Annotated in this window: 26 protein-coding genes (1 of these 26 only partly in view); 1 reads left to right on the forward strand and 25 read right to left on the reverse strand. The window is 38.8% G+C overall.

The genetic code is table 11. The features are described 5' to 3' along the window. Nucleotides 1–123 precede the first annotated feature (123 nt). Complete coding sequence (locus tag IGK70_RS11465) at nucleotides 124–1,068, forward strand: endo-beta-N-acetylglucosaminidase (RefSeq protein ID WP_438775267.1); 945 nt, start codon at nucleotides 124–126, stop codon at nucleotides 1,066–1,068. A gap of 278 nt (nucleotides 1,069–1,346) precedes the next feature. Here IGK70_RS11465 and IGK70_RS11470 read toward each other — a convergent pair whose 3' ends face one another. From IGK70_RS11470 to bgsB, 25 genes are all read right to left on the reverse strand, one after another. After that, a complete protein-coding gene (locus tag IGK70_RS11470; protein ID WP_002370564.1) occupies nucleotides 1,347–2,177 on the reverse strand; it encodes a DUF6287 domain-containing protein in 831 nt (276 codons plus the stop codon). A gap of 233 nt (nucleotides 2,178–2,410) precedes the next feature. After that, a complete protein-coding gene (locus IGK70_RS11475; protein WP_002407953.1) occupies nucleotides 2,411–3,130 on the reverse strand; it encodes a YebC/PmpR family DNA-binding transcriptional regulator in 720 nt (239 codons plus the stop codon). Between the two features lie 86 nt (nucleotides 3,131–3,216). Next, a complete protein-coding gene (locus IGK70_RS11480; protein WP_002376446.1) occupies nucleotides 3,217–4,404 on the reverse strand; it encodes a nucleotidyltransferase in 1,188 nt (395 codons plus the stop codon). An 80-nt stretch (nucleotides 4,405–4,484) separates the two neighbouring features. Continuing rightward, entirely contained in the window at nucleotides 4,485–5,225 is a 741-nt protein-coding gene (locus IGK70_RS11485) for a class I SAM-dependent DNA methyltransferase (RefSeq protein ID WP_002356302.1), read from the reverse strand. Between the two features lies 1 nt (nucleotide 5,226). After that, nucleotides 5,227–5,565 carry a ribosome silencing factor gene (rsfS, locus tag IGK70_RS11490; protein ID WP_033072556.1) on the reverse strand — a complete coding sequence of 113 codons (339 nt, stop codon included), beginning with the start codon at nucleotides 5,563–5,565 and terminating at the stop codon, nucleotides 5,227–5,229. Nucleotides 5,566–5,611: 46 nt separating this feature from the next. Next, nucleotides 5,612–6,202 (reverse strand): bis(5'-nucleosyl)-tetraphosphatase (symmetrical) YqeK, encoded by a 591-nt coding sequence (yqeK, locus tag IGK70_RS11495; RefSeq protein WP_002356300.1) that lies wholly within the window; start codon nucleotides 6,200–6,202, stop codon nucleotides 5,612–5,614. Continuing rightward, complete coding sequence (locus tag IGK70_RS11500) at nucleotides 6,180–6,839, reverse strand: nicotinate-nucleotide adenylyltransferase (RefSeq protein ID WP_002365150.1); 660 nt, start codon at nucleotides 6,837–6,839, stop codon at nucleotides 6,180–6,182. The genes yqeK and IGK70_RS11500 overlap by 23 nt, the downstream gene beginning before the upstream one ends. A 17-nt stretch (nucleotides 6,840–6,856) precedes the next feature. Then, a complete protein-coding gene (gene yhbY / locus IGK70_RS11505) occupies nucleotides 6,857–7,168 on the reverse strand; it encodes a ribosome assembly RNA-binding protein YhbY (RefSeq protein WP_002356298.1) in 312 nt (103 codons plus the stop codon). Nucleotides 7,169–7,191: 23 nt separating this feature from the next. Then, a complete protein-coding gene (gene yqeH / locus IGK70_RS11510) occupies nucleotides 7,192–8,301 on the reverse strand; it encodes a ribosome biogenesis GTPase YqeH (protein ID WP_002381381.1) in 1,110 nt (369 codons plus the stop codon). After that, nucleotides 8,298–8,825: a YqeG family HAD IIIA-type phosphatase gene (locus IGK70_RS11515; protein ID WP_002356296.1), complete on the reverse strand. Its 528-nt coding sequence runs from the start codon at nucleotides 8,823–8,825 to the stop codon at nucleotides 8,298–8,300. The genes yqeH and IGK70_RS11515 overlap by 4 nt, the downstream gene beginning before the upstream one ends. A gap of 221 nt (nucleotides 8,826–9,046) precedes the next feature. Then, on the reverse strand, nucleotides 9,047–9,835 hold the full coding sequence (locus IGK70_RS11520) for an acetyl-CoA carboxylase carboxyl transferase subunit alpha (RefSeq protein WP_104855688.1): 789 nt from the start codon (nucleotides 9,833–9,835) through the stop codon (nucleotides 9,047–9,049). A gap of 1 nt (nucleotide 9,836) precedes the next feature. Then, nucleotides 9,837–10,703 (reverse strand): acetyl-CoA carboxylase, carboxyltransferase subunit beta, encoded by an 867-nt coding sequence (accD, locus tag IGK70_RS11525; RefSeq protein WP_104855689.1) that lies wholly within the window; start codon nucleotides 10,701–10,703, stop codon nucleotides 9,837–9,839. Between the two features lie 55 nt (nucleotides 10,704–10,758). Then, on the reverse strand, nucleotides 10,759–12,129 hold the full coding sequence (locus tag IGK70_RS11530) for an acetyl-CoA carboxylase biotin carboxylase subunit (protein ID WP_104855690.1): 1,371 nt from the start codon (nucleotides 12,127–12,129) through the stop codon (nucleotides 10,759–10,761). 7 nt (nucleotides 12,130–12,136) lie between these two features. Further along, complete coding sequence (gene fabZ / locus IGK70_RS11535) at nucleotides 12,137–12,562, reverse strand: 3-hydroxyacyl-ACP dehydratase FabZ (protein ID WP_002356286.1); 426 nt, start codon at nucleotides 12,560–12,562, stop codon at nucleotides 12,137–12,139. A gap of 3 nt (nucleotides 12,563–12,565) precedes the next feature. Further along, entirely contained in the window at nucleotides 12,566–13,054 is a 489-nt protein-coding gene (gene accB / locus IGK70_RS11540; protein WP_104855691.1) for an acetyl-CoA carboxylase biotin carboxyl carrier protein, read from the reverse strand. A 1-nt stretch (nucleotide 13,055) separates the two neighbouring features. Next, entirely contained in the window at nucleotides 13,056–14,291 is a 1,236-nt protein-coding gene (fabF, locus tag IGK70_RS11545) for a beta-ketoacyl-ACP synthase II (RefSeq protein ID WP_002356284.1), read from the reverse strand. A gap of 18 nt (nucleotides 14,292–14,309) precedes the next feature. Further along, nucleotides 14,310–15,047: a 3-oxoacyl-[acyl-carrier-protein] reductase gene (gene fabG / locus IGK70_RS11550; protein WP_104855692.1), complete on the reverse strand. Its 738-nt coding sequence runs from the start codon at nucleotides 15,045–15,047 to the stop codon at nucleotides 14,310–14,312. Between the two features lie 3 nt (nucleotides 15,048–15,050). Continuing rightward, nucleotides 15,051–15,980 (reverse strand): ACP S-malonyltransferase, encoded by a 930-nt coding sequence (fabD, locus tag IGK70_RS11555; RefSeq protein ID WP_002356280.1) that lies wholly within the window; start codon nucleotides 15,978–15,980, stop codon nucleotides 15,051–15,053. 32 nt (nucleotides 15,981–16,012) lie between these two features. After that, the gene (gene fabK / locus IGK70_RS11560) at nucleotides 16,013–16,969 is read right to left on the reverse strand and encodes an enoyl-[acyl-carrier-protein] reductase FabK (RefSeq protein WP_002356279.1); all 957 of its coding nucleotides are present in this window, start codon (nucleotides 16,967–16,969) and stop codon (nucleotides 16,013–16,015) included. A gap of 136 nt (nucleotides 16,970–17,105) precedes the next feature. Further along, on the reverse strand, nucleotides 17,106–17,333 hold the full coding sequence (locus IGK70_RS11565) for an acyl carrier protein (RefSeq protein ID WP_002356278.1): 228 nt from the start codon (nucleotides 17,331–17,333) through the stop codon (nucleotides 17,106–17,108). 52 nt (nucleotides 17,334–17,385) lie between these two features. After that, nucleotides 17,386–18,351: a beta-ketoacyl-ACP synthase III gene (locus tag IGK70_RS11570; protein WP_002362374.1), complete on the reverse strand. Its 966-nt coding sequence runs from the start codon at nucleotides 18,349–18,351 to the stop codon at nucleotides 17,386–17,388. A gap of 15 nt (nucleotides 18,352–18,366) precedes the next feature. Continuing rightward, nucleotides 18,367–18,807, reverse strand: a complete 441-nt coding sequence (gene fabT / locus IGK70_RS11575) for a fatty acid biosynthesis transcriptional regulator FabT (RefSeq protein WP_002362455.1) — start codon at nucleotides 18,805–18,807, stop codon at nucleotides 18,367–18,369. A gap of 389 nt (nucleotides 18,808–19,196) precedes the next feature. Then, nucleotides 19,197–19,427 (reverse strand): YkuJ family protein, encoded by a 231-nt coding sequence (locus IGK70_RS11580; protein ID WP_002379802.1) that lies wholly within the window; start codon nucleotides 19,425–19,427, stop codon nucleotides 19,197–19,199. A gap of 100 nt (nucleotides 19,428–19,527) precedes the next feature. Next, nucleotides 19,528–20,418 carry an NAD(P)-dependent oxidoreductase gene (locus tag IGK70_RS11585; protein ID WP_104855693.1) on the reverse strand — a complete coding sequence of 297 codons (891 nt, stop codon included), beginning with the start codon at nucleotides 20,416–20,418 and terminating at the stop codon, nucleotides 19,528–19,530. A 72-nt stretch (nucleotides 20,419–20,490) separates the two neighbouring features. Then, a protein-coding gene (gene bgsB, locus IGK70_RS11590; RefSeq protein ID WP_002389260.1) for a cell wall glycolipid biosynthesis glucosyltransferase BgsB crosses the window boundary here: on the reverse strand, nucleotides 20,491–21,345 show its 3' portion. The gene runs 369 nt beyond the window's last position; 855 of the gene's 1,224 nt are visible here — the last part of the coding sequence; its start codon lies off the right edge, out of view; the stop codon is at nucleotides 20,491–20,493.

Below are 21,345 nucleotides of genomic sequence, written 5' to 3' on the forward strand. Positions count from 1 at the left end.
TGCTTTTATATTCTGTGGATTTGCTCACTTTTGTTCTCTTCTTCTTGTGTTTAAATTATAAAAATGATAACATATCTTTGTTAGCGCTTACAAATAATATTTATTTTATAGGAGGAGAAAGTTATGGGGCATCAATTGAGCACTCATTTTTTTAACAAGAAAACAGGGATTATTTCAACTTTTTTAAGTTTGATACTTTTAGTCGGTGGGTTACTGTTTGCACTACCTGCATTTGAAGTACAAGCAGCATCAACTGTTACACCTAAAACAGTCATGTATGTAGAAGTAAATAACCACGATTTTAACAATGTGGGAAAATATACTTTAGCTGGAACCAATCAACCTGCTTTTGATATGGGGATTATTTTTGTAGCCAATATTAATTATGACACGGTCAATAAAAAACCTTACTTATATCTAAATGAACGGGTCCAACAAACTTTAAACGAAGCTGAAACACAAATTCGTCCAGTTCAAGCACGCGGCACTAAAGTCCTATTGTCTATTTTAGGCAACCATGAAGGCGCTGGCTTTGCTAACTTCCCAACTTACGAAAGTGCGGATGCCTTTGCAGCTCAATTAGAACAAGTCGTTAATACGTATCATTTAGATGGTATTGATTTTGATGATGAGTATGCTGAATACGGAAAAAATGGGACGCCTCAACCAAATAATTCTTCGTTCATTTGGTTACTTCAAGCCTTAAGAAATCGCTTAGGCAATGATAAATTAATTACTTTTTATAATATTGGACCAGCGGCTGCGAACTCTTCTGCTAATCCTCAAATGAGTTCTTTAATTGATTATGCTTGGAATCCTTATTATAGTACCTGGAATCCGCCACAAATTGCGGGGATGCCTGCTTCTCGTTTAGGTGCTTCTGCCGTTGAAGTTGGTGTCAATCAAAATCTAGCTGCGCAATATGCTAAACGTACAAAAGCGGAGCAATATGGTATTTATCTAATGTATAACCTCCCAGGAAAAGATTCATCTGCGTATATCTCGGCGGCGACACAAGAACTTTATGGTCGAAAAACGAACTATTCACCAACTGTTCCAACACCTTAATATTATCTCGTGTCTACAAGCGCCAACATGTAAAGAGTTAAAAGCCAGCTTACTACAAGCTGGCTTTTTGGTATCTTGAGCGAATAGTTTTACACAAAAAAAGACCCGCCCTTTGGGTAAGGACGGGAAAGGAGTTAAAAATGAAAAAGTGTTTTGTGTTGTTAAGGTTGTTTGTTGATATGCTTATATCTTACAAACTAAATGTGAAGATTTTGTGATCATTTCATTCTTATTTTGCTACTTTTATAGGAATTAAATAGATTGCCACGAGACTATCTTTAGTTGCCTCGTGCATCCGTTATTCTGACTGCTCCTTGTGGTGATACTCTGAAAAAACCAACAGTCCCAGTCCCTCCATTTGCAGCCATCTGTTTCGATTGGGCTCTAAAAAAGAAGTCATTTCCATTCATACCAAAAAATCCAAGGTTCGTATCATCATTTTCTGCATCAGTCAATGTACTTCTGATACATGCCTCTGCTTGTTCTTGGTTCTCGATGATTTTTGCCTCTTCATTTTGGTCTTGAATTTCCTCTTCAGAAGAACGATAGTAATACTCTTCCGCAGGATAATTTCCACTATCTTGAGTAATTAACAATCGCGGTTTCGTCTTATCCGATTGGTCGCCGTTAGGATTTTCAACACCAATTTTATATAATAATAACGCAGCACCAGTAGGCCCCCACCTAATACTTAAGCTTGTAATTGGTCGCGACTCATCAGTAGGTGAATCCTTCGTAATCATTCCTCCGGTATTTGTACTACCATCAGGATGAATGATCAAACTCTCTCCTTTACCATTTTTCCATGTTCCAACTAAAGTAGTAAAATCGCCAGCATTAATCGCTGTAGTATCTAAATCAGCTACAGTTAGCTGACTATTGTTTCCATCAGCTGTCGGCTCTTCATTTTTCACTGATTCATTAGACTCGACACTGCTGCTCGCTTGTTCGTTTGTCTTGTCAATTGTTTCACTGGTTTTTTCATTCGTCTCTTCAACTTTAGAGGATGCCTCCGTTGAAGCGGTCACTTTCTTTTCTTTTGGTTCCCGACAAGCAGTTAATGATAAAACCGCTAGCCCGACAAAAAACGCTAACATTCCCTTTTTCACGCCTATTCACCCCGTTCAATGATCTATCTTACTAGACTATTGTACTATTAATTCAACTGTTTAGACAAATATTTATGGAACAGACAAAAATTGAACCTGTCATTGAATGCTTTGTGTCACATGGACTTATCAATCAACTTTCTTTTTTCTATGTATTATATGAAAAAAAGTGAGCCATCAGTCAAAATGACCGATGGCTCATTTCTAAATCTTAAAACAAACGAACAAATGGATTATTCAGGTAAATCTACATTATGATGAACTTTTTGAACATCTTCTAAATCTTCTAAAACGTCTAACATTTTTTCAAAGTTCGCCAAATCTTCGCCTTCTAATGTTACTTCGTTTTGTGGAACCATTTCTAACTCAGTAACCGTGAATTCTTCAATGCCTTTTTCTTTTAACGCTTCTTGTGCATGGTGGAAATCTTCTGGTTCTGTGTAAACGATAATTTGACCGTCTTCTTCAACAACATCGCGAACATCAATATCTTTTTCCATTAAGTATTCTAAAATTTCATCCGCATCGTCACCAGCAAAGCCAATGATACCTGTATTATCAAACATGTAGGAAACAGCACCGCTGACACCCATGTTTCCGCCGTTTTTACCAAATGCGGCCCGCACATCTGCTGCTGTTCGGTTCACGTTGTTTGTTAAAGCATCAACAATGACCATTGAACCATTTGGCCCAAATCCTTCATAGCGTAATTCAGAATATTGTTCATCTGCTGAACCTTTTGCTTTTTCAATAGCGCGATCAATAATATGTTTTGGTACATTGTATGTTTTGGCGCGTTCGATTACAAACCGTAGTTTTTGGTTTGCATGAGGATCAGGGTCTCCTGACTTCGCTGCTACGTAAATTTCAATCCCGAATTTTGCATAAACACGGCTATTGTTTGCGTCTTTGGCAGCTTTTTTCTCTTTAATATTTGCCCATTTACGGCCCATATTCTCACTTCGCTTTCTCTGATTTGTTGTTAGTATCTTATCCCTTGTTTATTATACTGGGGAAACTGATTTTTGTTAAGTATTTTTTAGGTATCTGGCGAAAATCGTAAGGGAAACCGACCAAAATTTTGTTCTTTTAAAGAAGAATCTCCCATCTGATATAGTTGATTGGCGCGAATATCTAACGAAAGCATAGCGCGGTTTTCTTTAGATACCTTGGAAATTACCGGCAATTGAATCTGTGCTTTGGTTTCTTTTAGATAAGCTTGTCCCTTTGGCGTAAATCCTAGCACATGGAGATAGCTGTCTTGCCAAACAGTTTCAACTTCTTCTTTGGTCATATTTAACAATATATAGGTTGCTAATCGTTGCAATCTTGTCCAAGTATAACGCTTCGTTTTCATACGTTCCATTAATTCGTGAAAAGAACCTGCTGCTTGGATTTGATCTTTTAGTCGATATTCAAGTCCTTCCGTCATTTGGTAAATGGCTTGTAACTCTTCTAACGAGGATTGAACAATTTTATACTTTAGGAAGGGCCAATAGTTTTCCCATGAAATCATTGCTTGTGTTTGTAAATGTTGTGCGGTTATAGAAGGCACCGTTGGCAACACTTGCGTTATTTCTTGTTGAAAAACACTTTGCCTAATCGCCGTGGCGCTAGCAACTTTCCCAGAAATCGTTGCATCATGAAAGCCCGCTTGTTTTCTAGCAATTGGGTAGAGCGTCATCGGGGTTGGATACGTGGCATTTTCCTTTGCATAACTCATCCCCAAAATATGATTAGGCGAAGAAAAATCAAACCTGCTTTCAGGATATACTTGACGAAAAACAGCAGTCATTTTTTGTGGATAACTCAATTGTTTGTCTGTCAATGCGTGGAACGTTTGATCAATTAAGGATTGATTTTCTTGGACAAACTGGCCGAAAGCCGCATAATCAATTGCGCTTGTACTATCTGTTCCAAAACATAAGCTCTCACATTGCAACGCCTGCAATAACTTTATACCGCCTTTGGCAAAGTAATCCGCAGACTGTACCGACCAAGCTGTCGGCAATTCAATGACTAAATCCACACCATTTTGCAAAGCTTCTTCTGCTCTGGCCCACTTATCTAGTAAAGCTGGTTCTCCTCTTTGTAAAAAATTTCCACTCATTATAGCAATCACTACTTCAGCTCCGCTTTGTTGGCGAGCTTGTTGGGCATGATAGCGATGTCCATTATGAAAGGGATTATATTCCACGATAATGCCACAGGCTTTCACTCTAGCCACCTCCGTTATAAAAAAATGGACTTATCAGCAAAGAGACAAACGTTTTTAAGCGCTGTCCCAAGCTCATAAGCCAAATCTTATTAATCTCTTTGACAAACAAAGAACCAGCGTTCACTTGTTTCAGTTGGTGCTTCATCTGTAAAATCTGCATAAACTTTGACGTTCATGAAACCAGCACTTTCTAACATTCGTAAATAGTTATCTAACGAATAGGTTCGTTCTTGATGCAATTCATCATACCGAACAAAGTGCTCATCTGTTTCCTGTTCTTTCACAAAAAATGTTAAGAAATGTTCGATGCTGTGTTCTTTTTCACCAGCGTAACTATCCCATAGAAAAGCAAATTCTTCTGTTTGATAATGATAGCTATATTCTGGGAAAACTGAATCAATTTTGTAAGTAGAATGAACATCAAAAATGAACGTTCCTTCCTCTTCTAACGCTTGATAAACTTCATCGAACACTTGTTGTACTTCTTGGCGATTAGCCATATAGCACAGTGAATCAGAAAAACAAGTGATGGCTTGGTATTGTCCCACTTCAGATAAATCTAGCATATTTCCCTGAACAAATTGAACTGGTACTTCTTCTTCAAAGGCTCGTTCACTAGCAATCATCAACATTTCTTCTGATAAGTCTAAGGCCGTCACATCGTAACCACTTTTCGCAAAATCAACTGCTAAAGCGCCTGTACCACAAGCCATTTCAAGAATTTGTTGGGTTCCTTGTGGGAGATGACGATTGGAAAAATCCAACCATTTTTGGTATAGGCTTTCGTCCATCACTTCGTCATAGACGAAAGCAAACGTTTCGTAGGCCATTTTAGTCGACCCAAGCGCTTAGATCAACCATTGGGGCATCTGACCATAATTTTTCTAAGTTGTAAAAGGCACGTTCTGAAGATTGGAATACATGGACAATAACATCACCTAAATCGATTAAAATCCATTTTCCGCCTTCTTTACCTTCCACACGTTTGACTTCTACTTGATTTTTGGCTTCTTGTTCGTTAATTTCATCAACAATCGCATTGATTTGACGTTCACTATTGGCTTGGCAAATTAAAAAATAATCTGCTAATAATGAAATCTCTCTTACGTCTAATGCGACAATTTCTTCTGCTCGTTTTGAATCTGCTGCTTTGACAGCAATTTCTAAAATTTTCTGGCTATCTATGATAGTTCCCTCCTAGTAATTCTTTCTTCTTTTATTTTTGATTAACGACCCATTGATTGTAGGTCTCTAACGTTTTTGGATAAATTTTATGTTCTTGTTCAATCAAATGTAACAAGGTATGTTTCGTTTCATAAGCAACCGCTGCATCTAAGTCAACAAGGGCAATTTCACGGGCTTCTTTCACACCTGGAAAATCACGTCCTGGTTCAATGTAATCTGCGACATAAATAATTTTATCTAGCAAGCTCATCTTAGCAGCCCCAGTTGTATGCACACGAATTGCCTGCAAGATTTCTTCGTCATCAATGGCTAATTCCCGTTGAACAATATCCGCCCCAACTAAGCCATGCCAAATTTCATTGCCATAGTTTAATAAAGCCAAATCAAAACCATCTCGGCGAATAATCAACTCGAATTCATCGTTTGGACGTTCTTTGGCGTAATCATGCGTCAAAGCAGCAATACTGGCTTTGGCTTCATCGGCACCATATTTCGCTGCCAAGGCCACAGCTGTTTCCTCGACTCCTAACACATGGCGAAAGCGACGTTCACTCATTTGCATTTGAACTTTTTGCATTAATAATTCACGTTGTGCAGCATCATAATTTGTTATCCAGCTCATCTTGATACAGTCCCTTCTCTTGAATATAGTTTATCACATTCTCTGGAAGAAGATAGCGTGTTGAGCAACCACTTTTGACTTTTTGTCTAATCAAAGTGGAACTAATCGCCATCTGCGGAACATCAACCCAAATAATTGGATAGGTAGATTCCGTTGGATAATTAGGACGCCGAATGCCGACAAATTGAACTAAATGGAGTAAGTCATCAATCCGATGCCATTTGGGCAAGTATTCCACCATATCTCCACCAATTATAAAATAATAATCAGTATCTGGATTGGCTTCTTTTAAAGCTTTCATCGTATCATACGTGTAACTTTTGCCTTTGCGAATTAATTCAATTGGCTCAATATCTAAGCAGGGATTATCAGCCACTGCTAGTTCTAACATCGCTAACCGATGTTCACTGCTAATTGTTTTCTTTTCGTCTACATGTGGTGGTAAGTACGTAGGCATTAAGTAAACTTTGTCCAAACCTAGTTGATTTTGAACTTGATCGGCCATGACAAGATGTGCTAAATGAACGGGATTAAAATTACCACCTAACAAGCCGACTTGCTTTCTTGTTTGAAAACGTAACGGTTCCTCTTGCAAGAGAACGTCCGCTCCTTGACGCGCTTGTCTTTTTTCTCCCATTGTTCATCCCTCCAATATTAAATCTCTTTGACTGCTGCTGAAATTTTTTGATATTTTTCTTTACTTGATGGCTTGAATAAGACCAACACGCGACCAATAATTTGTACCACATCGCAATGAATGGCTGCTGTTAGTTCTTCTGCAACCTCTTCTGCTACTTCATCTGTATTTTGTAATAACGTAATTTTAATCAATTCACGTTTTTCCAACGCTTCATCAATTTGTGTAATCATTGCGTCATTCAAACCACCTTTGCCTACTTGAAAAATAGGTTGTAAATGGTGTGCCTGACTACGTAAATAACGTTTTTGTTTTCCTCTAAGTTTCAAATTGTTTGCCTTCTCTCTAAAATTTAAATTAATGCTTTTCTACGTAAAACATCGACACCTTTAGGCGCCCAACCAGCGACTACACCAGGTTCTGTGACAGTAATCCAACCTAGACCAGCAAACACAATATCCGTTTTTTCTTTCACGGAAAATTCAAAGCGCACTAATTCAGGAAACTCAGCGACTTCATCGGCACGTGGAGGCTGCAATAAGCCACCAACATGTTTTTCATAAAAAGCATCGGCGGTTGCTGTTTTTGTTCGGTGTAAATTTAAGTCATTGGAAACGTAGGCAATGAAGGAACTTTTAGCACCTTGGACATAATCAAAGCGAGCCAAGCCACCTAAAAACAAGGTTTGTTCAGCATTTAATTGGTAAACTTTCGGTTTGATTTCTTTTTGCGGTGCAATAATTTTCAAGTCTTTTTTACCTAGGTAATGTGCCATTTGATGACGGTGAATAATTCCTGGCGTATCGATTAAGAAGTGGCCATCGTCTAATGGAATTTCAATTTTATCTAGCGTTGTTCCAGGAAATTGTGATGTCGTAATCACATCTTGAACACCCACTGTTTGTTGAATGATTTGATTGATTAATGTTGACTTTCCAACATTGGTCACACCTACGACATAAACGTCTCGGCCTTCACGATATTTTTCGATCGTATCTAATAACTCTTGCATTTCTTGTGGTTTCTTGCCACTTGTTAGTAAAACATCAACAGGGCGTAATCCTGCTTCATGGGCCCGTTCTCTCATCCATTGAACCATTTTAGGTTTTTTTAATGATTTAGGCAAAATATCCACTTTATTGCCAACTAACAACACAGGATTATCTCCGATAAAACGATGTAGTCCTGGAATAAGAGAGCCATTAAAGTCAAAAATATCCACTACGTTCACAATCAGTGCATCTTCTGTTCCTAAACCATTCAATAAACGTAAAAAGTCATCATCTGTTAATTGGACATCTTGAATGTCATTATAATGTCTTAAGCGAAAACAACGTTGGCAATAAACTTCCCCTGTTTCCATTCCTTTTTCGAAAGCTGTTTTTGGTGTATAGCCTAATTCATGAGGATTTTCCGTTTGGATAATCGCACCACAGCCAATACAATGAATTGCCTCTGTCATTCTAATCCGCCTCTCCATGTCATTTCTGGATGTTTTTTTGATAAGTATTTCATAATTTTCCGTTCAAAGAACCGATTGATTCTAGTATTCCAGCCATCTGTATCGACAATCGGTTGAACTAAAACATTGCGTATACCCGCTGCGTTAGCTCCCCGAATATCTGTCATAATCTGATCGCCGACCATTAACATTTCAGATGGCTTCAAGCCTAATTTTTTTTCTGCTAATTTGAAGCCACGTGCGGTTGGTTTCAAGGCACGTGCTACATAATCTAAGTCAAACTTTTCAACAACGCGTTTAATCCGGCTGTCTTTGTTGTTTGAAACAACAAGGACGGTAATTCCTGCATTTTTCATTTCTAATAACCAAGTTTTTAATTCTTCTGTTCCATCGGGATTATTCCAAGCAATTAACGTATTATCTAAGTCAGTTAGTACTGCCTTAATCCCCAGTTTTTTTAATTGTGCGGGGGTAATTTTATAAATCGCATCAATCATCCATGTCGGTTTATATTTTGAAAACATCGTGACTCCTCTCACTGACACTATGTAGTTTCTTCGATTTTAAGAGACTGAAACATAACTAAACAATTATGCTTCAGTCTCTACCTATTGTATTATACTGCATTTTACTGAAAATTTCTATAAAGGACGGTCGTTCCTTGTAAAAGAACAAGTAAAATAAAAGAAAAAATAAAAAAAGCCACCCATCAACCCCTGAAAAGTTCGTTGATGAGTAGTAACTTCTAATATTTGCGAAAACGTTGGTATCTTTTTTCTAGTAACGTTTCCGTATCTAATTTAGCTAATTCAGTTAATTTTGAAATGAACGCTTTTTGTAACATCCGATTAATTTTTGTTTGTTTCAGAGGCTGACCGTTCATAACTTCTGGAATTACTTTATCTACAATAGCTAATTCCTTCAGCTCTGTCGCTGTGATTTTCATCAATTCTGCTGCTTCTTTCGCACGACTGCCATCTTTCCACAAAATAGAGGCGAAACCTTCTGGCGAAAGAACCGCATAAATCGTGTGTTCCAACATCCAAACTTCATCTGCGACTGCTAAAGCTAAAGCACCGCCACTGCCGCCCTCACCAATGATGACTGAAATGATTGGCACTTTCAAATCAGACATTTCTAACAAGTTTTGCGCAATGGCTTCCCCTTCTCCCCGCTCTTCGGCACCAATCCCACAATAGGCACCAGCAGTGTTCACAAAGGTAATGACTGGGCGATTAAATTTTTCCGCTTGTTTCATTAAACGTAACGCTTTGCGATACCCTTCAGGATTAGGTGAACCAAAATTACGTTCAATATTTTCTGGTAGATTTCGGCCTTTTTGGATACCTATCACTGTAACTGGTTTGCCTTGCAAAGTAGCAACACCACCGACTACAGCTAAATCATCGGCAAAGTAACGATCCCCATGAAATTCTAAAAAGTCCTCAAAAATGGCTTCTATATATTCTAAAGTTGTCAAACGATCTTGGGCTCTTGCCAAGGTAACAACATCATTGGCTGTTTTCTTTTCCATGTTAGCGCCACCCTTTCAAAGAATGTAAACGTAACAAGTCGCTCAATCGTTGACGCAAAAGATTTCTTGGCACAATCTGATCTACAAAACCATGTTCTAAAAGAAACTCGGCCTTTTGAAAATCATCTGGCAACTCTTGACGAATCGTTTGTTCAATTACACGGCGGCCAGCAAAACCGATTAAGCTCTGAGGCTCTGCCAAAATAATATCGCCATCCATCGCAAAACTTGCGGTAACACCGCCAGTCGTTGGATCAGTCAATACCGTAAGATACAGCAAGCCTGCTTTGTTATGCCGTTGCAAAGCGGCCGAAATTTTCGCCATTTGCATCAATGAAAAAATTCCTTCTTGCATACGGGCACCACCAGATGCAGTGAAAATCACTACTGGTAAATGCTTTTCTGTCGCCCGCTCAAACAAGCGTGTGATTTTTTCACCAACAATCGTTCCCATACTGCCCATGATAAAATTAGCATCCATGATTCCAATTGCAACAGCATGTCCTTCAATTGTTGCTTCTCCCGTTAAGACAGCTTCATCTAGCCCAGTTTTTTCTTGCATTTTTTCAATTTTTTCAAGATAACCAGGAAAATTTAGTGGATCTTTTGTCACTAATTCACTGTCCCAATTGTGGAAACTCTTTTCATCAACGGTTATCGCTAATCGTTCCCATGCACCAATCCGAAAACTATAGCCACAATGCGGACAGATTTTTTCTGCACCCATTTCTTTTGTATACAGTGTTCGCTTACAAGAAGGGCATTTTGCCCACATATTATCTGGAACAGAAGGCTTCTTTGATGCATCATTTGCATCAGCACGATTTGGATTAATGCGAATGTAATTTTTCTTTTTAAATAATGCCATTTGCTTACTCCTCGTATTTTAGCGGCAAGAGCACAGCTCTTGCGGCGTTCTTTCTTTAATGATTGCTTTCTGGCTCCCAATTTGGTAGAAATGTTTCTTGTAAAAAGCTTGTGTCATAGTCACCTGTCAAAACATTGTCATGTGTAATTAAATCCAATTGGAATTCGGCATTCGTAATAATACCTTCTGTTACAATTTCATTTAAAGCCCTTTGCATTTTCATCAAGGCATCAAAACGATTTTCACCATGTACGATGACTTTCGCAATCATTGAATCATAATAAGGCGGAATTGAATACCCTGAATACATAGCGCTGTCTACACGCAAGCCCATTCCACCACTAGGCAACAAGAGATTTTGAATTTTACCTGGTGAAGGAGCAAAATTAAAGGCAGGATTTTCAGCGTTAATTCGGCACTCAATCGCATGCCCAGTCATGGTAACATCCTCTTGGGTATAGCCTAAAGGTTCACCTGAAGCAATTTCTAATTGTGCTTTGACTAAATCAATCCCTGTTACCATTTCCGTAACTGGATGTTCGACTTGGATGCGGGTATTCATTTCCATGAAATAAAAGTCGCCAGCTGGATCCATCAAAAATTCAATGGTTCCGGCATTTTCATAATGCACAGCTTGTGCCGCTCGAACGGCCGTTTCGCCTAACATCTGACGCTTTTCTTCAGAAATAGCAATCGATGGTGATTCTTCTAACACTTTTTGATTATTTCTTTGTAGTGAGCAATCACGTTCCCCTAAGTGAATCACATGCCCATATTGATCACCTAAAATTTGCACTTCGATATGACGTGCTGGATAAATAATTTTTTCTAAATACATATCATCATTACCAAATGCGGCTTTGGCTTCTTGCTGCGCTGAAGTAAAGTGTTTCGGTAACTTTTCTTTTGAAAGAACTTTTCGGATTCCTTTTCCGCCACCACCAGCAGCTGCCTTTAACATCACTGGGTAACCAATTTCTTCAGCAATCGTCAACGCTTCTTCGACAGAATTAATGACGCCATCACTCCCAGGAATAACAGGTACCTTGGCTTTTTGCATCAGTTGACGTGCGTTTATTTTATTGCCCATTGCATCAATCGTTTCTGCTTTAGGACCGATAAAAGTAATGTTGCATTCTTCGCACATTGAAGCAAATTGACTATTTTCAGATAAGAAACCAAACCCTGGATGAATCGCTTCAGCATTGGTAACAATCGCTGCACTTAAAACAGCTTGAACATTTAAATAAGAATCAGTTGCTTTCGCCGGTCCAATACAAATGGCTTCATCTGCTAACTGTGTGTGTAACGCTTCTTGATCCGCTTCAGAGTAAACAGCAACTGTTTGAACGCCTAATTCGCGACAGGCACGAATAATACGAACAGCGATTTCTCCGCGGTTTGCGATTAATACTTTCGAAAACATTTTTCACCTATCCAATCATAAAGGTTAATTCAGCCTCGGCAACTTTTTTTCCATTAACTTTTGCCACACCTTTACCCATTCCAGCAGAAGCGCGGACTTTTAAAAGTTCAACCTCTAAAATTAATGTGTCGCCTGGTGTTACCTTTTGTCTAAATTTTGCTTTATCTAATCCACCAAAGTATGCCGTTTTCCCTTTGAATTCAGGCATTGAAAGTAATGCCACGGCACCTGCTTGAGCCAACGATTCAATAATTAAAACTCCTGGCAAAACAGGATTCCCAGGAAAATGACCTTGAAAAACTTGCTCATTAACCGTTACATTCTTTTTCGCTACAACGCGTTCCCCGGGAATGACTTCTTCAACACTATCTAATAATAAAAAGGGATAGCGATGTGGTAAAATTTCTTGAATTTCTGTAATTGTTAATTTCATGTTTTATTCTCCTTTAGCAACTCGGAATAGCGGCTGACCAAATTCAACCACATCTTCATTGTTGACTAATATTTCCGTAATCACACCGTCAACTGTCGCCGTAATTTCATTCATTAATTTCATCGCTTCAACGATACACACAACGTCACCCGTTTTAACAGTGTCTCCTACTTTGACAAAGTTTTCTTTATCTGGTGCTGGTTGTAAATAAACGATTCCTACAATGGGTGACGTAATTTCTTCTGTCTTTTCATTAACTGTCGGTGTATTGGTTCGCGTTTCTTCAACGACAGAAACTGTTTCAACAGGCACTGAAACTCCACTAGCGGCTACTGGTGTTTCTTGTGGTTGCGCCACTGGTTCTACGGCACTTCGTCCAGAAACTGTATTTTTATTCATATATAATTCAAACGAGCCTTCTCGTAAATCAAATTCGGTTAAAGTTGATTGATCAAATTGTGTTAATAATGCTTTTACTTCTTCTAACTGCATGTTAATCCTCCCAGCGTTTTAAGCAAATAACTGCATTGTGGCCACCAAAGCCTAGCGAGTTACTTAAAGCATAATCAAATTTATGCTCTTTGCTTTCGTTTAAAACAACGTTCACCGTAATTGCTTCATCTTGATTTTCCACATTAATGGTTGGTGGAATAAATTGATGTTGTAAAGCATTTAGGGTAGCAATTCCTTCAATTCCACCAGCGGCGCCTAAGAGATGTCCCGTCATACTCTTCGTACTACTTACATACGCCGTTTTTGCGGCATCACCTAAAGCCAATTCAATTGCTTTAGATTCTGCACTGTCATTGGCTTGTGTGCTTGTTCCATGGGCGTTAATATAGCCAATTTTTTCTGGAGAAATCCCCGCTTCTTCCATTGCTAGTACCATGGCTTTCGCTGCGCCGCTCCCATCTGGTGTTGGCGATGTCATATGATAGGCATCGCAATTAGCACCATAGCCAACCACTTCACCTAAAATAGTTGCGCCTCGTTCTAGAGCATGATCTAATGATTCTAAAATAAAGACACCCGCTCCTTCTCCCATCACAAATCCACTACGTTCTTTATCAAAGGGAATTGAGGCTTTTTCTGGATCAGTCGCCTTTGTTAAAGCGGTCAAGGAAGCAAATCCTGAAATACCGATTTCTGTAATAGGCGCTTCTGCTCCACCAGCAATAATGACATCGGAGTAGCCATGTTTGATATTGCGGAACGCTTCCCCAATTGAATGGGTTGCACTAGCACAAGCCGTCACTGTTGAAGTACAAATTCCTTTGGCACCAACACGTAAAGCAATATTTCCCGCCACCATGTTTCCAATCGCCATTGGAATAAATAACGGTGCCACACGTTCAGGTCCTTTGTCGTGCATCCGAATTACTTGATTTTGAATTGTTTCCAAACCACCAATCCCGGAACCCACCATGACGCCAAACCGATCCACATCTAGTTGACTGGTATCCAAGCCACTCATAGCCATTGCTTCTAAGGCCGCATAAATGCCAAATAACGAAAACTTATCCATGCGTTTGCCATCTTTTTTAACAAAATATTTTTCCATTGGAAAGTCTTTCACTTCAGCTGCTAAGGTGACACCTGTTTCACTAACATCAAATTTACTAATCGGTCCGATACCATTTTTCCCTGTTTTCAAACTTTCTAAAAAAGTCTCAGGTTCATTGCCAATCGGCGAGGTGACACCGTAACCGGTAATAACTACTCGATTCATCCTTTTGACTCCTTTCGTTTATCCGTGCATGACTAAGCCGCCATCAACATTCACGACTTGCCCAGTAATATAGGGACTTTTAGCTAAGAATATCGCTGTAGCTGCGACATCTTCGACTTGCCCAAACGTTTGTAAGGGAATTTGCGCATTCATTTGTGTTTTAACTTTTTCCGATAAAACATCCGTCATTTCTGTTTGGATAAACCCCGGTGCAATCGCATTGCAGGTAATACCGCGCGGCGCAACTTCTCGTGCCACCGATTTAGTAAAACCAACGACACCGGCTTTACTCGCAGCGTAGTTTGCTTGACCAACATTTCCCATTAAACCAGAAACGCTAGCCATATTAATAATCCGACCATTTCGTTGTTTCATCATACGTTTAACCGCTTGCTGGGTCATGTTAAAAGTTCCTACCAAGTTAATATCTAAACAGGCATTAAAATCCTCTTTTGTCATTCGTAATAATAATTTATCATTCGTAATCCCAGCGTTATTCACCAGAATATCAATCGAGCCTAATTGGTCAACGGTTGCTTGAATCATCTCACCCGCTGCATCAAAATCGGAAATATCTCCAGAAAGGCCAATACATTTTACCCCAAAGGCTTCAATTTCTTGTCGTTGTTCTGGCGTAATCTCACTCCGACCGTTTAAAACAATATTGGCGCCCTCTTTCGCAAAAGCCAACGCAACTGCTTTGCCAATCCCACGAGTGCTTCCAGTAATAAATACGTTTTTTCCTGTTAATTCCATTTTTTACCTCCCAGTAAGTGCTGTTAACGTTTCTGTTAATGTTGCAACATCTTCCACACGGTGCATTTCAATTGTTTTGTCAATTTTTTTAACAAAACCAGTTAATGTTTTCCCTGGACCAACTTCAATCATCGTTCCCACGTTCATAGCCTTCATCGTTTCGATACTGTCTTCAAAACGTACCGCAGACATGACTTGCTTTTCCAATAACGCTTGAATTGCCTCTTGGGGCATAATTTCGGCAGTCGTATTACTAATGACAGGAATTTGCATCGTTTGAAAGTTCAATTTTGCTAAATCCTGAGCCAATTTTTTTGATGCTGGTTGTAACAGCGCCGTATGGAAAGGGCCACTCACATTTAACGGAATCATTCGCTTCACACCAGCTTCTTTGAGAAGTGTCATCGCTTGATCAACAGCAGCAACCTCACCACCAATCACGATTTGTTGTGGTGTATTATAATTTGCTGGAGCCACAATTCCGAAAGCACTGGCTTCTTGGCAGGCTTTCTCAATTACTTCACGCTCAGCATTCATGACAGCAACCATTTTGCCAGTTCCTTGTGGTGCTGCTTCTGTCATGTACTGACCGCGCTTTTGGACCAAGGCCACTGCTTCTGAAAAGCGCAAAGCCCCGCTGGCAACCAAAGCGCTATATTCCCCTAAGCTTAAACCCGCTACGACATCAGGCGTTAGTCCTTTTTGTTGCAAAAGACGGTAAAATGCGACACTGACTGTTAAAATAGCAGGTTGCGTATATTCTGTTTCATTTAAACGTTCATTTTCAGTAAAACAAAGTTCTGCCATCTCATAACCTAAGATATGACTTGCTTCATCGAAAGTTTCCCGAACAATCGCTTCTTGGTGATATAATTCTTCACCCATCCCTTGATACTGGGCTCCTTGTCCACTAAATAAAATCGCTGTTTTCATACGACACCTCATTTTTTGTTAAAATTATTCACTTAGCCCCAACGCTGATTCATCTTATGTACAATCGCTTTGCATTCAGACATGAGTGAATCAATGATTTCTTGGGCTGTTTCTTCTTTTTTTATTAACCCGGCAATTTGTCCCGCCATGACGGAACCGTAATCCATATCCCCGTCAACGACAGCTTTGCGCAAAGCGCCTTGACCAATCTTTTCAAACATTTCTAAATCAGGTACTTCTTTTTGAAGTTCTTGCTTTTCTAATTGATTATATTGAGCAGTTAATTTATTTTTTAAAGTACGCACTGGATGGCCAAAATGTTGACAGGTAATTACTGCATCTAAATCACGTGCCTTTAAAACTTTCTGTTTATAATCTGGATGAACGTTGCATTCTTTGGCAATTAAAAAACGTGTGCCTAACTGGACTGCTTCAGCACCTAACATAAAGGCCGCAGCCATACCACGACCATCACCAATCCCACCTGCTGCAATCACAGGAATTGACACAGCATCAACGATTTGCGGTAAGCCACTCATAGTGGTTAACTTGCCAATATGTCCACCAGCTTCCATTCCTTCAAAAATGACAGCATCGGCACCAATTTTTTCCATTCTTTTTGCTAAAGCAACAGAAGGAACTACTGGGATTACTTTAATGTTATGTTCTTTAAAACGAGCCATGTATTTGGCTGGATTGCCTGCACCTGTCGTTACGACAGGAACCTGTTCTTCACAAACCAAATCGACAATTTCATCGGCAAAAGGTGAAAGTAACATAATATTGACACCAAAGGGTTGCTCCGTTAATTCTTTAACTTTTTTAATTTCTTTTTTTACGACTTCTTTTGGGGCATTGCCGCCAGCAATAATCCCTAATCCACCAGCGTTTGACACGGCACTTGCTAATGAAGCATCGGCTACCCAAGCCATACCGCCTTGAAAAATGGGATAATTGATTCCAAGCAACTCACATAACTGTTGATTCATTGATTTTATACGTCCTTTAGTTCTAAGATAAGTACACTTCATTCAAGTAAAAAAGGATTTTTCCGGCTTATTTACTTGTTTTTTTAGGGACTGGGTCATTTAGCAATTAAATGTCCCAGCCCCCTATTTTCATGTATTAGTTTGCTTGTTGTTTTTCTACATATGTTACTAAATCTTGAACGGTTTGGATGCCATCTTCTGTTTCGATTTTCACATCAAATTCATCTTCGATTTCGTTAATGATTTGGAATAAATCTAAGCTATCCGCGTCTAATTCTTCTTGAATGTTTGTAGTTAATTGTACCTCTTCAGCATCTTTTCCTAATTCTTCTACGATAATTGCTTGAATTTTTTCAAATACCATGTGTATATTCCTCCAAAATAGTCATTTTCTTCATTTATATGTGAACAGTTTTTTACAGCGTTAGGAGCAGTGAGCCCCATGTTAAGCCGCCGCCAAATCCTGTTAGCACCACGCGTTGTTGGGAACCTAAAATTAAGGTCCCATTTTCAACTGCTTCATCCAACAAGATGGGAATGCTAGCAGCTGAGGTATTGCCATATTTATCCATATTCGTTAAAAACTTCTCGCGGGAAATCTTCGTCTTACGTGCAATTTTATCGATAATGCGCACATTTGCTTGATGTAGTAGAAGATAATCCACGGTTTCGTCCGTCACGAGGGATAAAATATTTTGTGAAACATCTTTAATCGCAAAATCAAAAATACTACGTCCTTCCATCTGTAGCGTCTTACTAGCCTGCTCATGCCCCTGATAAAAAGGACTTTCGTTGATCGTGTAGCCTGACGTTAAAGCCGCCCACCGTTGTCCATCTGCTTGTAATTTTTCATCTAGAAAATGCGGTGTCTCAGCCGCTTCAATCAAGACGCCGGCAGCCCCATCACCGAAAAGCACCGCTGTGGAACGATCGGTCCAATCCAACATTTTGGAAAATGTTTCGCCACCAATTACTAGACCTGTTTGATAACGACCACTTAAGACTAGTTTTTCTGCCATGCTTAAGGCATAGACAAAACCAGAACACGCTGCACTGATGTCAAAAGCAAAGGCCTCAGTGGCGCCAATTGCGCCTTGCACTTGGCAAGCAACAGAAGGCATATTGAAATCTGGTGTCACTGTTGCAACTAAAATAAAGTCAATCTCACTTGCTTGCTTTCCAGATTTTTCCAATAACTGTTTTGCGACTTGATGACATAAATCAGACGTATTTTCTTGCGTAACGATACGACGTTCACTAATGCCTGTTCGCGAATGTATCCATTCATCAGAGGTATCCATCATTTCACTCAGTTGGTGATTCGTGACACAATTCTCTGGAACATAACGGCTTGTACAACTAATTCGTGCATAATTCTTCATGGGGATCCTCACTTTTTATTTGTATTCTTGCAAGAAATCATGAAGATTTTTTAGTGCTCTTAACAGCGCTTGTTCTTCTTCTTGCTCCATGCCTTTCAAAATGTTTTTAACCATTTCACGATGAAAATGCTGATGGACTCTAAAAAGTAATTTTCCCTTTTTGGTTAAGCCAAGCTTTACTACACGTCGATCATCTTCACTACGCAAACGTTCAACATAGCCTTTTTTAACTAAGTTGTTAATCGCTACAGTAAGTGTTCCGACGGTAATTGACAGTTCCTTGGCTACTTCTGAAGACGTTTTTTTCTTGTACATACCAATTGCTTCGATTGTGTGCATCTCCGTAATGGATAAATCATTAAATTGTGATTTTTTCAATTCAGATTCTTCAATCGTTAAGATGTCATTAAAGACACTGACTAAGTAATCGTTGACTGTTTCTAAATTAGGTTCCATTCTGTGCACCATCCATATACTTTGATTATCAAAACATTTGATGTTCAAACTATATCGTAAATAAGCAAAGAATGCAAGAGAATTTTCTATATTTTTAATGAAATATTCTTCAAATATTTCAAAAAAGGCGCATTTTCAAGGGACGAGGCTTTTAAAAAAAGGATCAATTACTTTGATACCCAAACTATTTTCACAGAAAAAGGAAAGAAGTGCAACTAAAAAGCATCACTGGCACTCCCCTGATTGAGAAGTGCCAGTGATTTTTGTTATATAATTCTTAAACTCCCACTAAGCTATTGCTACAACTTGACTGGATAATACGAGAAGAGAGTGAACCAGAAGCTTTGGTGCTTCTACTCCACTCCCTTATTAAAATGTAGGACGATTAATTATTGAATTAAGTCGTAAATTTCCATTGCTACAATATCGATGTTATCGAATTGATAGCTTTGGTGCGTATCAGATTCTGTTAATTCAAATGTTTCTGTTGATTTATCAAAACTTACAATACATTTCTCTACGCCTTCACGTTCAAAGCGGCGTACTTGTACTTCATTATCTGCTGCTTCGATCATTGCTTCCAGTCTCTTAATAATCGCCACAAGTTGTGAATGTTTCATCAGTGGGCCTCCTTTTGCAAACTAGTTCTGTACCATTGTAACAAAACATTGCCTAACTTGCATGATTTTTCGTCATTTTTTTTGATTTTTTTGTTGTTCTTTAATTTTTATTCGTTGGTTGCTTGCCATCTGTCCACCAAAGCTTAATTAAGGCCTGTGTGCCATCATTTTCAAACCCTTTATCTGCAAGGTTTTCATATAATTCTGTCGCTTTTTGCGTCGCTGGTAATGGAAGGTCAAGTTTTTTTGCTTCATCTAACGCAATCTTTAAATCTTTGATAAAATGTTTAACAAAAAAGCCTGGCGTATAATCTTCTTTTAAAATACGTGGTCCATAATTACTTAATGACCAGTTCGCAGCACTACCACCACCGACTGTTTCCAGAACTTTTTCTAAAGTTAATCCTGTCGCATTTGCGTAAACGAGCATTTCAGTCAACCCGGTCATTGTGCCTGCAATCATTAACTGATTCGCCATCTTAGTGTGTTGCCCTTTTCCAGCTGAGCCATGTAGCATAAACGTTTTGCCAAATGTTTTGAAAATTGGTAAGACGGTCTCATAACTTTCTTGATCGCCACCAACCATAATTGTTAAAGTACCATTTTTAGCACCTAAGTCACCACCAGAAACTGGCGCATCCAACGCATGAGCACCCACTTCTGCTGCTTTTTTGGCAATCTTTTCAGCCAAGGTCGGCGTACTTGTGGTTAAATCTACTACTATTTTACCTGTAAGATCTGCTTGAAAAATCCCTGTTTCATTAAAATACACGCCTTCAACATCTGAAGGAAAGCCAACCATTGTAAAAATGATATCACTCGCTTCCGCAATTGCTTTTGGCGTATCATACCAAACTGCTCCTTCAGCAACTAAATCATCTGTTTTACTTTTTGTTCGATTGTAAACATTGACAGATAAATTGTTTTTCATCATGTTACGAATAATTGATTTTCCCATGACACCCGTTCCAATAAAGCCGATTTTAGACATAGTAGCTTCCTCCGTTCTTAAAATAAAAAACTTTCCTCCTTCAGTATAAACGAAGGAGGAAAGTTTTGCAGTTTATTTTCTTAAAGATGTAAATTTTACTTTAATTTTTTTAATTGAGTCCGCATTTTCTTTTTCCATTTGAAGTTGATCAAAGTAAATCAATGTATCTTGATAAAATTCAATCATTTTGTTGCCAAAGTTTGTAGAAGAAATTTCAAATAATTTTTCATCTAAAATAGTTTGGTCCATTTTAATATTTGCTTGTATATAGTCAATCAATGTTGGGGCAAAATCACTGTCTGTCTTAAAAGTTTTGCCTAAGCTTTCATGATCAAATAAATTATTTAAATAGGCGTTCCCTTCTGCAACACATTGAACGCCAGCAGCCATCGCTTCTGTATAAGTTAAGCCTTGTGTTTCCGACGTTGAGGCGCTGACAAAATAGTCAGCAGCTTTATAATAAATGGCGACTTCTTCATTTGGCACTTCACCCGTAAATTGAACGTATTCACTGACTTCTAGTTCTTCTGCTAATTCTTTTAAATCCTCTAGATAGGGACCATTTCCAACTATTACTAAACGAGTTTGTGGTAATTTTTCAATAATTTGTGGTAACCCTTGAATAATTGCTTGAATATTTTTTTCATAAGAAATTCGACTTAACGATAACAACATAATCTGTTGCTCTTCAATACCTAGTTGTTGACGCATTCCAGCGATCATTTCTTCAGTAATATCGGGACGTAAAAACTTATCAATTTCGATCCCTGTTGGAATAATTCTCATTGGTGCGGTCACTCCATAATCCCGTAATTTTTCAATTACACGTTCACTGGGACAAACAACACCTGTCGTATGATTTGTAAACACTCTTGAAAAGAATTTAACATGTGATGGACGGACAACTTTTCCTTTAGCAATATAATG

The organism is Enterococcus sp. DIV0358 (assembly GCF_051713465.1).
In the GTDB taxonomy this organism is placed as follows: domain Bacteria; phylum Bacillota; class Bacilli; order Lactobacillales; family Enterococcaceae; genus Enterococcus; species Enterococcus faecalis.

Bases quoted from the DNA above. Each gene is read 5' to 3' on its own strand.
- IGK70_RS11580 (WP_002379802.1), bottom strand. From the start codon at position 19,427: ATGAAACATTCACAACTTGTGGCGATTATTAAGAGACTGGAAGCAATG.
- fabD (WP_002356280.1), bottom strand. From the start codon at position 15,980: ATGAAAACAGCGATTTTATTTAGTGGACAAGGAGCCCAGTATCAAGGG.
- IGK70_RS11520 (WP_104855688.1), bottom strand. From the start codon at position 9,835: ATGGAAAAGAAAACAGCCAATGATGTTGTTACCTTGGCAAGAGCCCAA.
- yqeH (WP_002381381.1), bottom strand. From the start codon at position 8,301: ATGACAGAGGCAATTCATTGTATTGGCTGTGGTGCGATTATCCAAACG.
- yqeK (WP_002356300.1), bottom strand. From the start codon at position 6,202: ATGAGCTGGATAACAAATTATGATGCTGCACAACGTGAATTATTAATG.
- IGK70_RS11500 (WP_002365150.1), bottom strand. From the start codon at position 6,839: ATGGGAGAAAAAAGACAAGCGCGTCAAGGAGCGGACGTTCTCTTGCAA.
- IGK70_RS11570 (WP_002362374.1), bottom strand. From the start codon at position 18,351: ATGAAGAATTATGCACGAATTAGTTGTACAAGCCGTTATGTTCCAGAG.
- IGK70_RS11585 (WP_104855693.1), bottom strand. From the start codon at position 20,418: ATGTCTAAAATCGGCTTTATTGGAACGGGTGTCATGGGAAAATCAATT.
- fabF (WP_002356284.1), bottom strand. From the start codon at position 14,291: ATGAATCGAGTAGTTATTACCGGTTACGGTGTCACCTCGCCGATTGGC.
- accD (WP_104855689.1), bottom strand. From the start codon at position 10,703: ATGGCATTATTTAAAAAGAAAAATTACATTCGCATTAATCCAAATCGT.
- fabK (WP_002356279.1), bottom strand. From the start codon at position 16,969: ATGAATCAACAGTTATGTGAGTTGCTTGGAATCAATTATCCCATTTTT.
- IGK70_RS11465 (WP_438775267.1), top strand. From the start codon at position 124: ATGGGGCATCAATTGAGCACTCATTTTTTTAACAAGAAAACAGGGATT.
- IGK70_RS11485 (WP_002356302.1), bottom strand. From the start codon at position 5,225: ATGGCCTACGAAACGTTTGCTTTCGTCTATGACGAAGTGATGGACGAA.
- IGK70_RS11475 (WP_002407953.1), bottom strand. From the start codon at position 3,130: ATGGGCCGTAAATGGGCAAATATTAAAGAGAAAAAAGCTGCCAAAGAC.
- IGK70_RS11530 (WP_104855690.1), bottom strand. From the start codon at position 12,129: ATGTTTTCGAAAGTATTAATCGCAAACCGCGGAGAAATCGCTGTTCGT.
- IGK70_RS11515 (WP_002356296.1), bottom strand. From the start codon at position 8,825: ATGTTTTCAAAATATAAACCGACATGGATGATTGATGCGATTTATAAA.
- fabG (WP_104855692.1), bottom strand. From the start codon at position 15,047: ATGGAATTAACAGGAAAAAACGTATTTATTACTGGAAGCACTCGTGGG.
- fabZ (WP_002356286.1), bottom strand. From the start codon at position 12,562: ATGAAATTAACAATTACAGAAATTCAAGAAATTTTACCACATCGCTAT.
- fabT (WP_002362455.1), bottom strand. From the start codon at position 18,807: ATGGAACCTAATTTAGAAACAGTCAACGATTACTTAGTCAGTGTCTTT.
- IGK70_RS11565 (WP_002356278.1), bottom strand. From the start codon at position 17,333: ATGGTATTTGAAAAAATTCAAGCAATTATCGTAGAAGAATTAGGAAAA.
- accB (WP_104855691.1), bottom strand. From the start codon at position 13,054: ATGCAGTTAGAAGAAGTAAAAGCATTATTAACACAATTTGATCAATCA.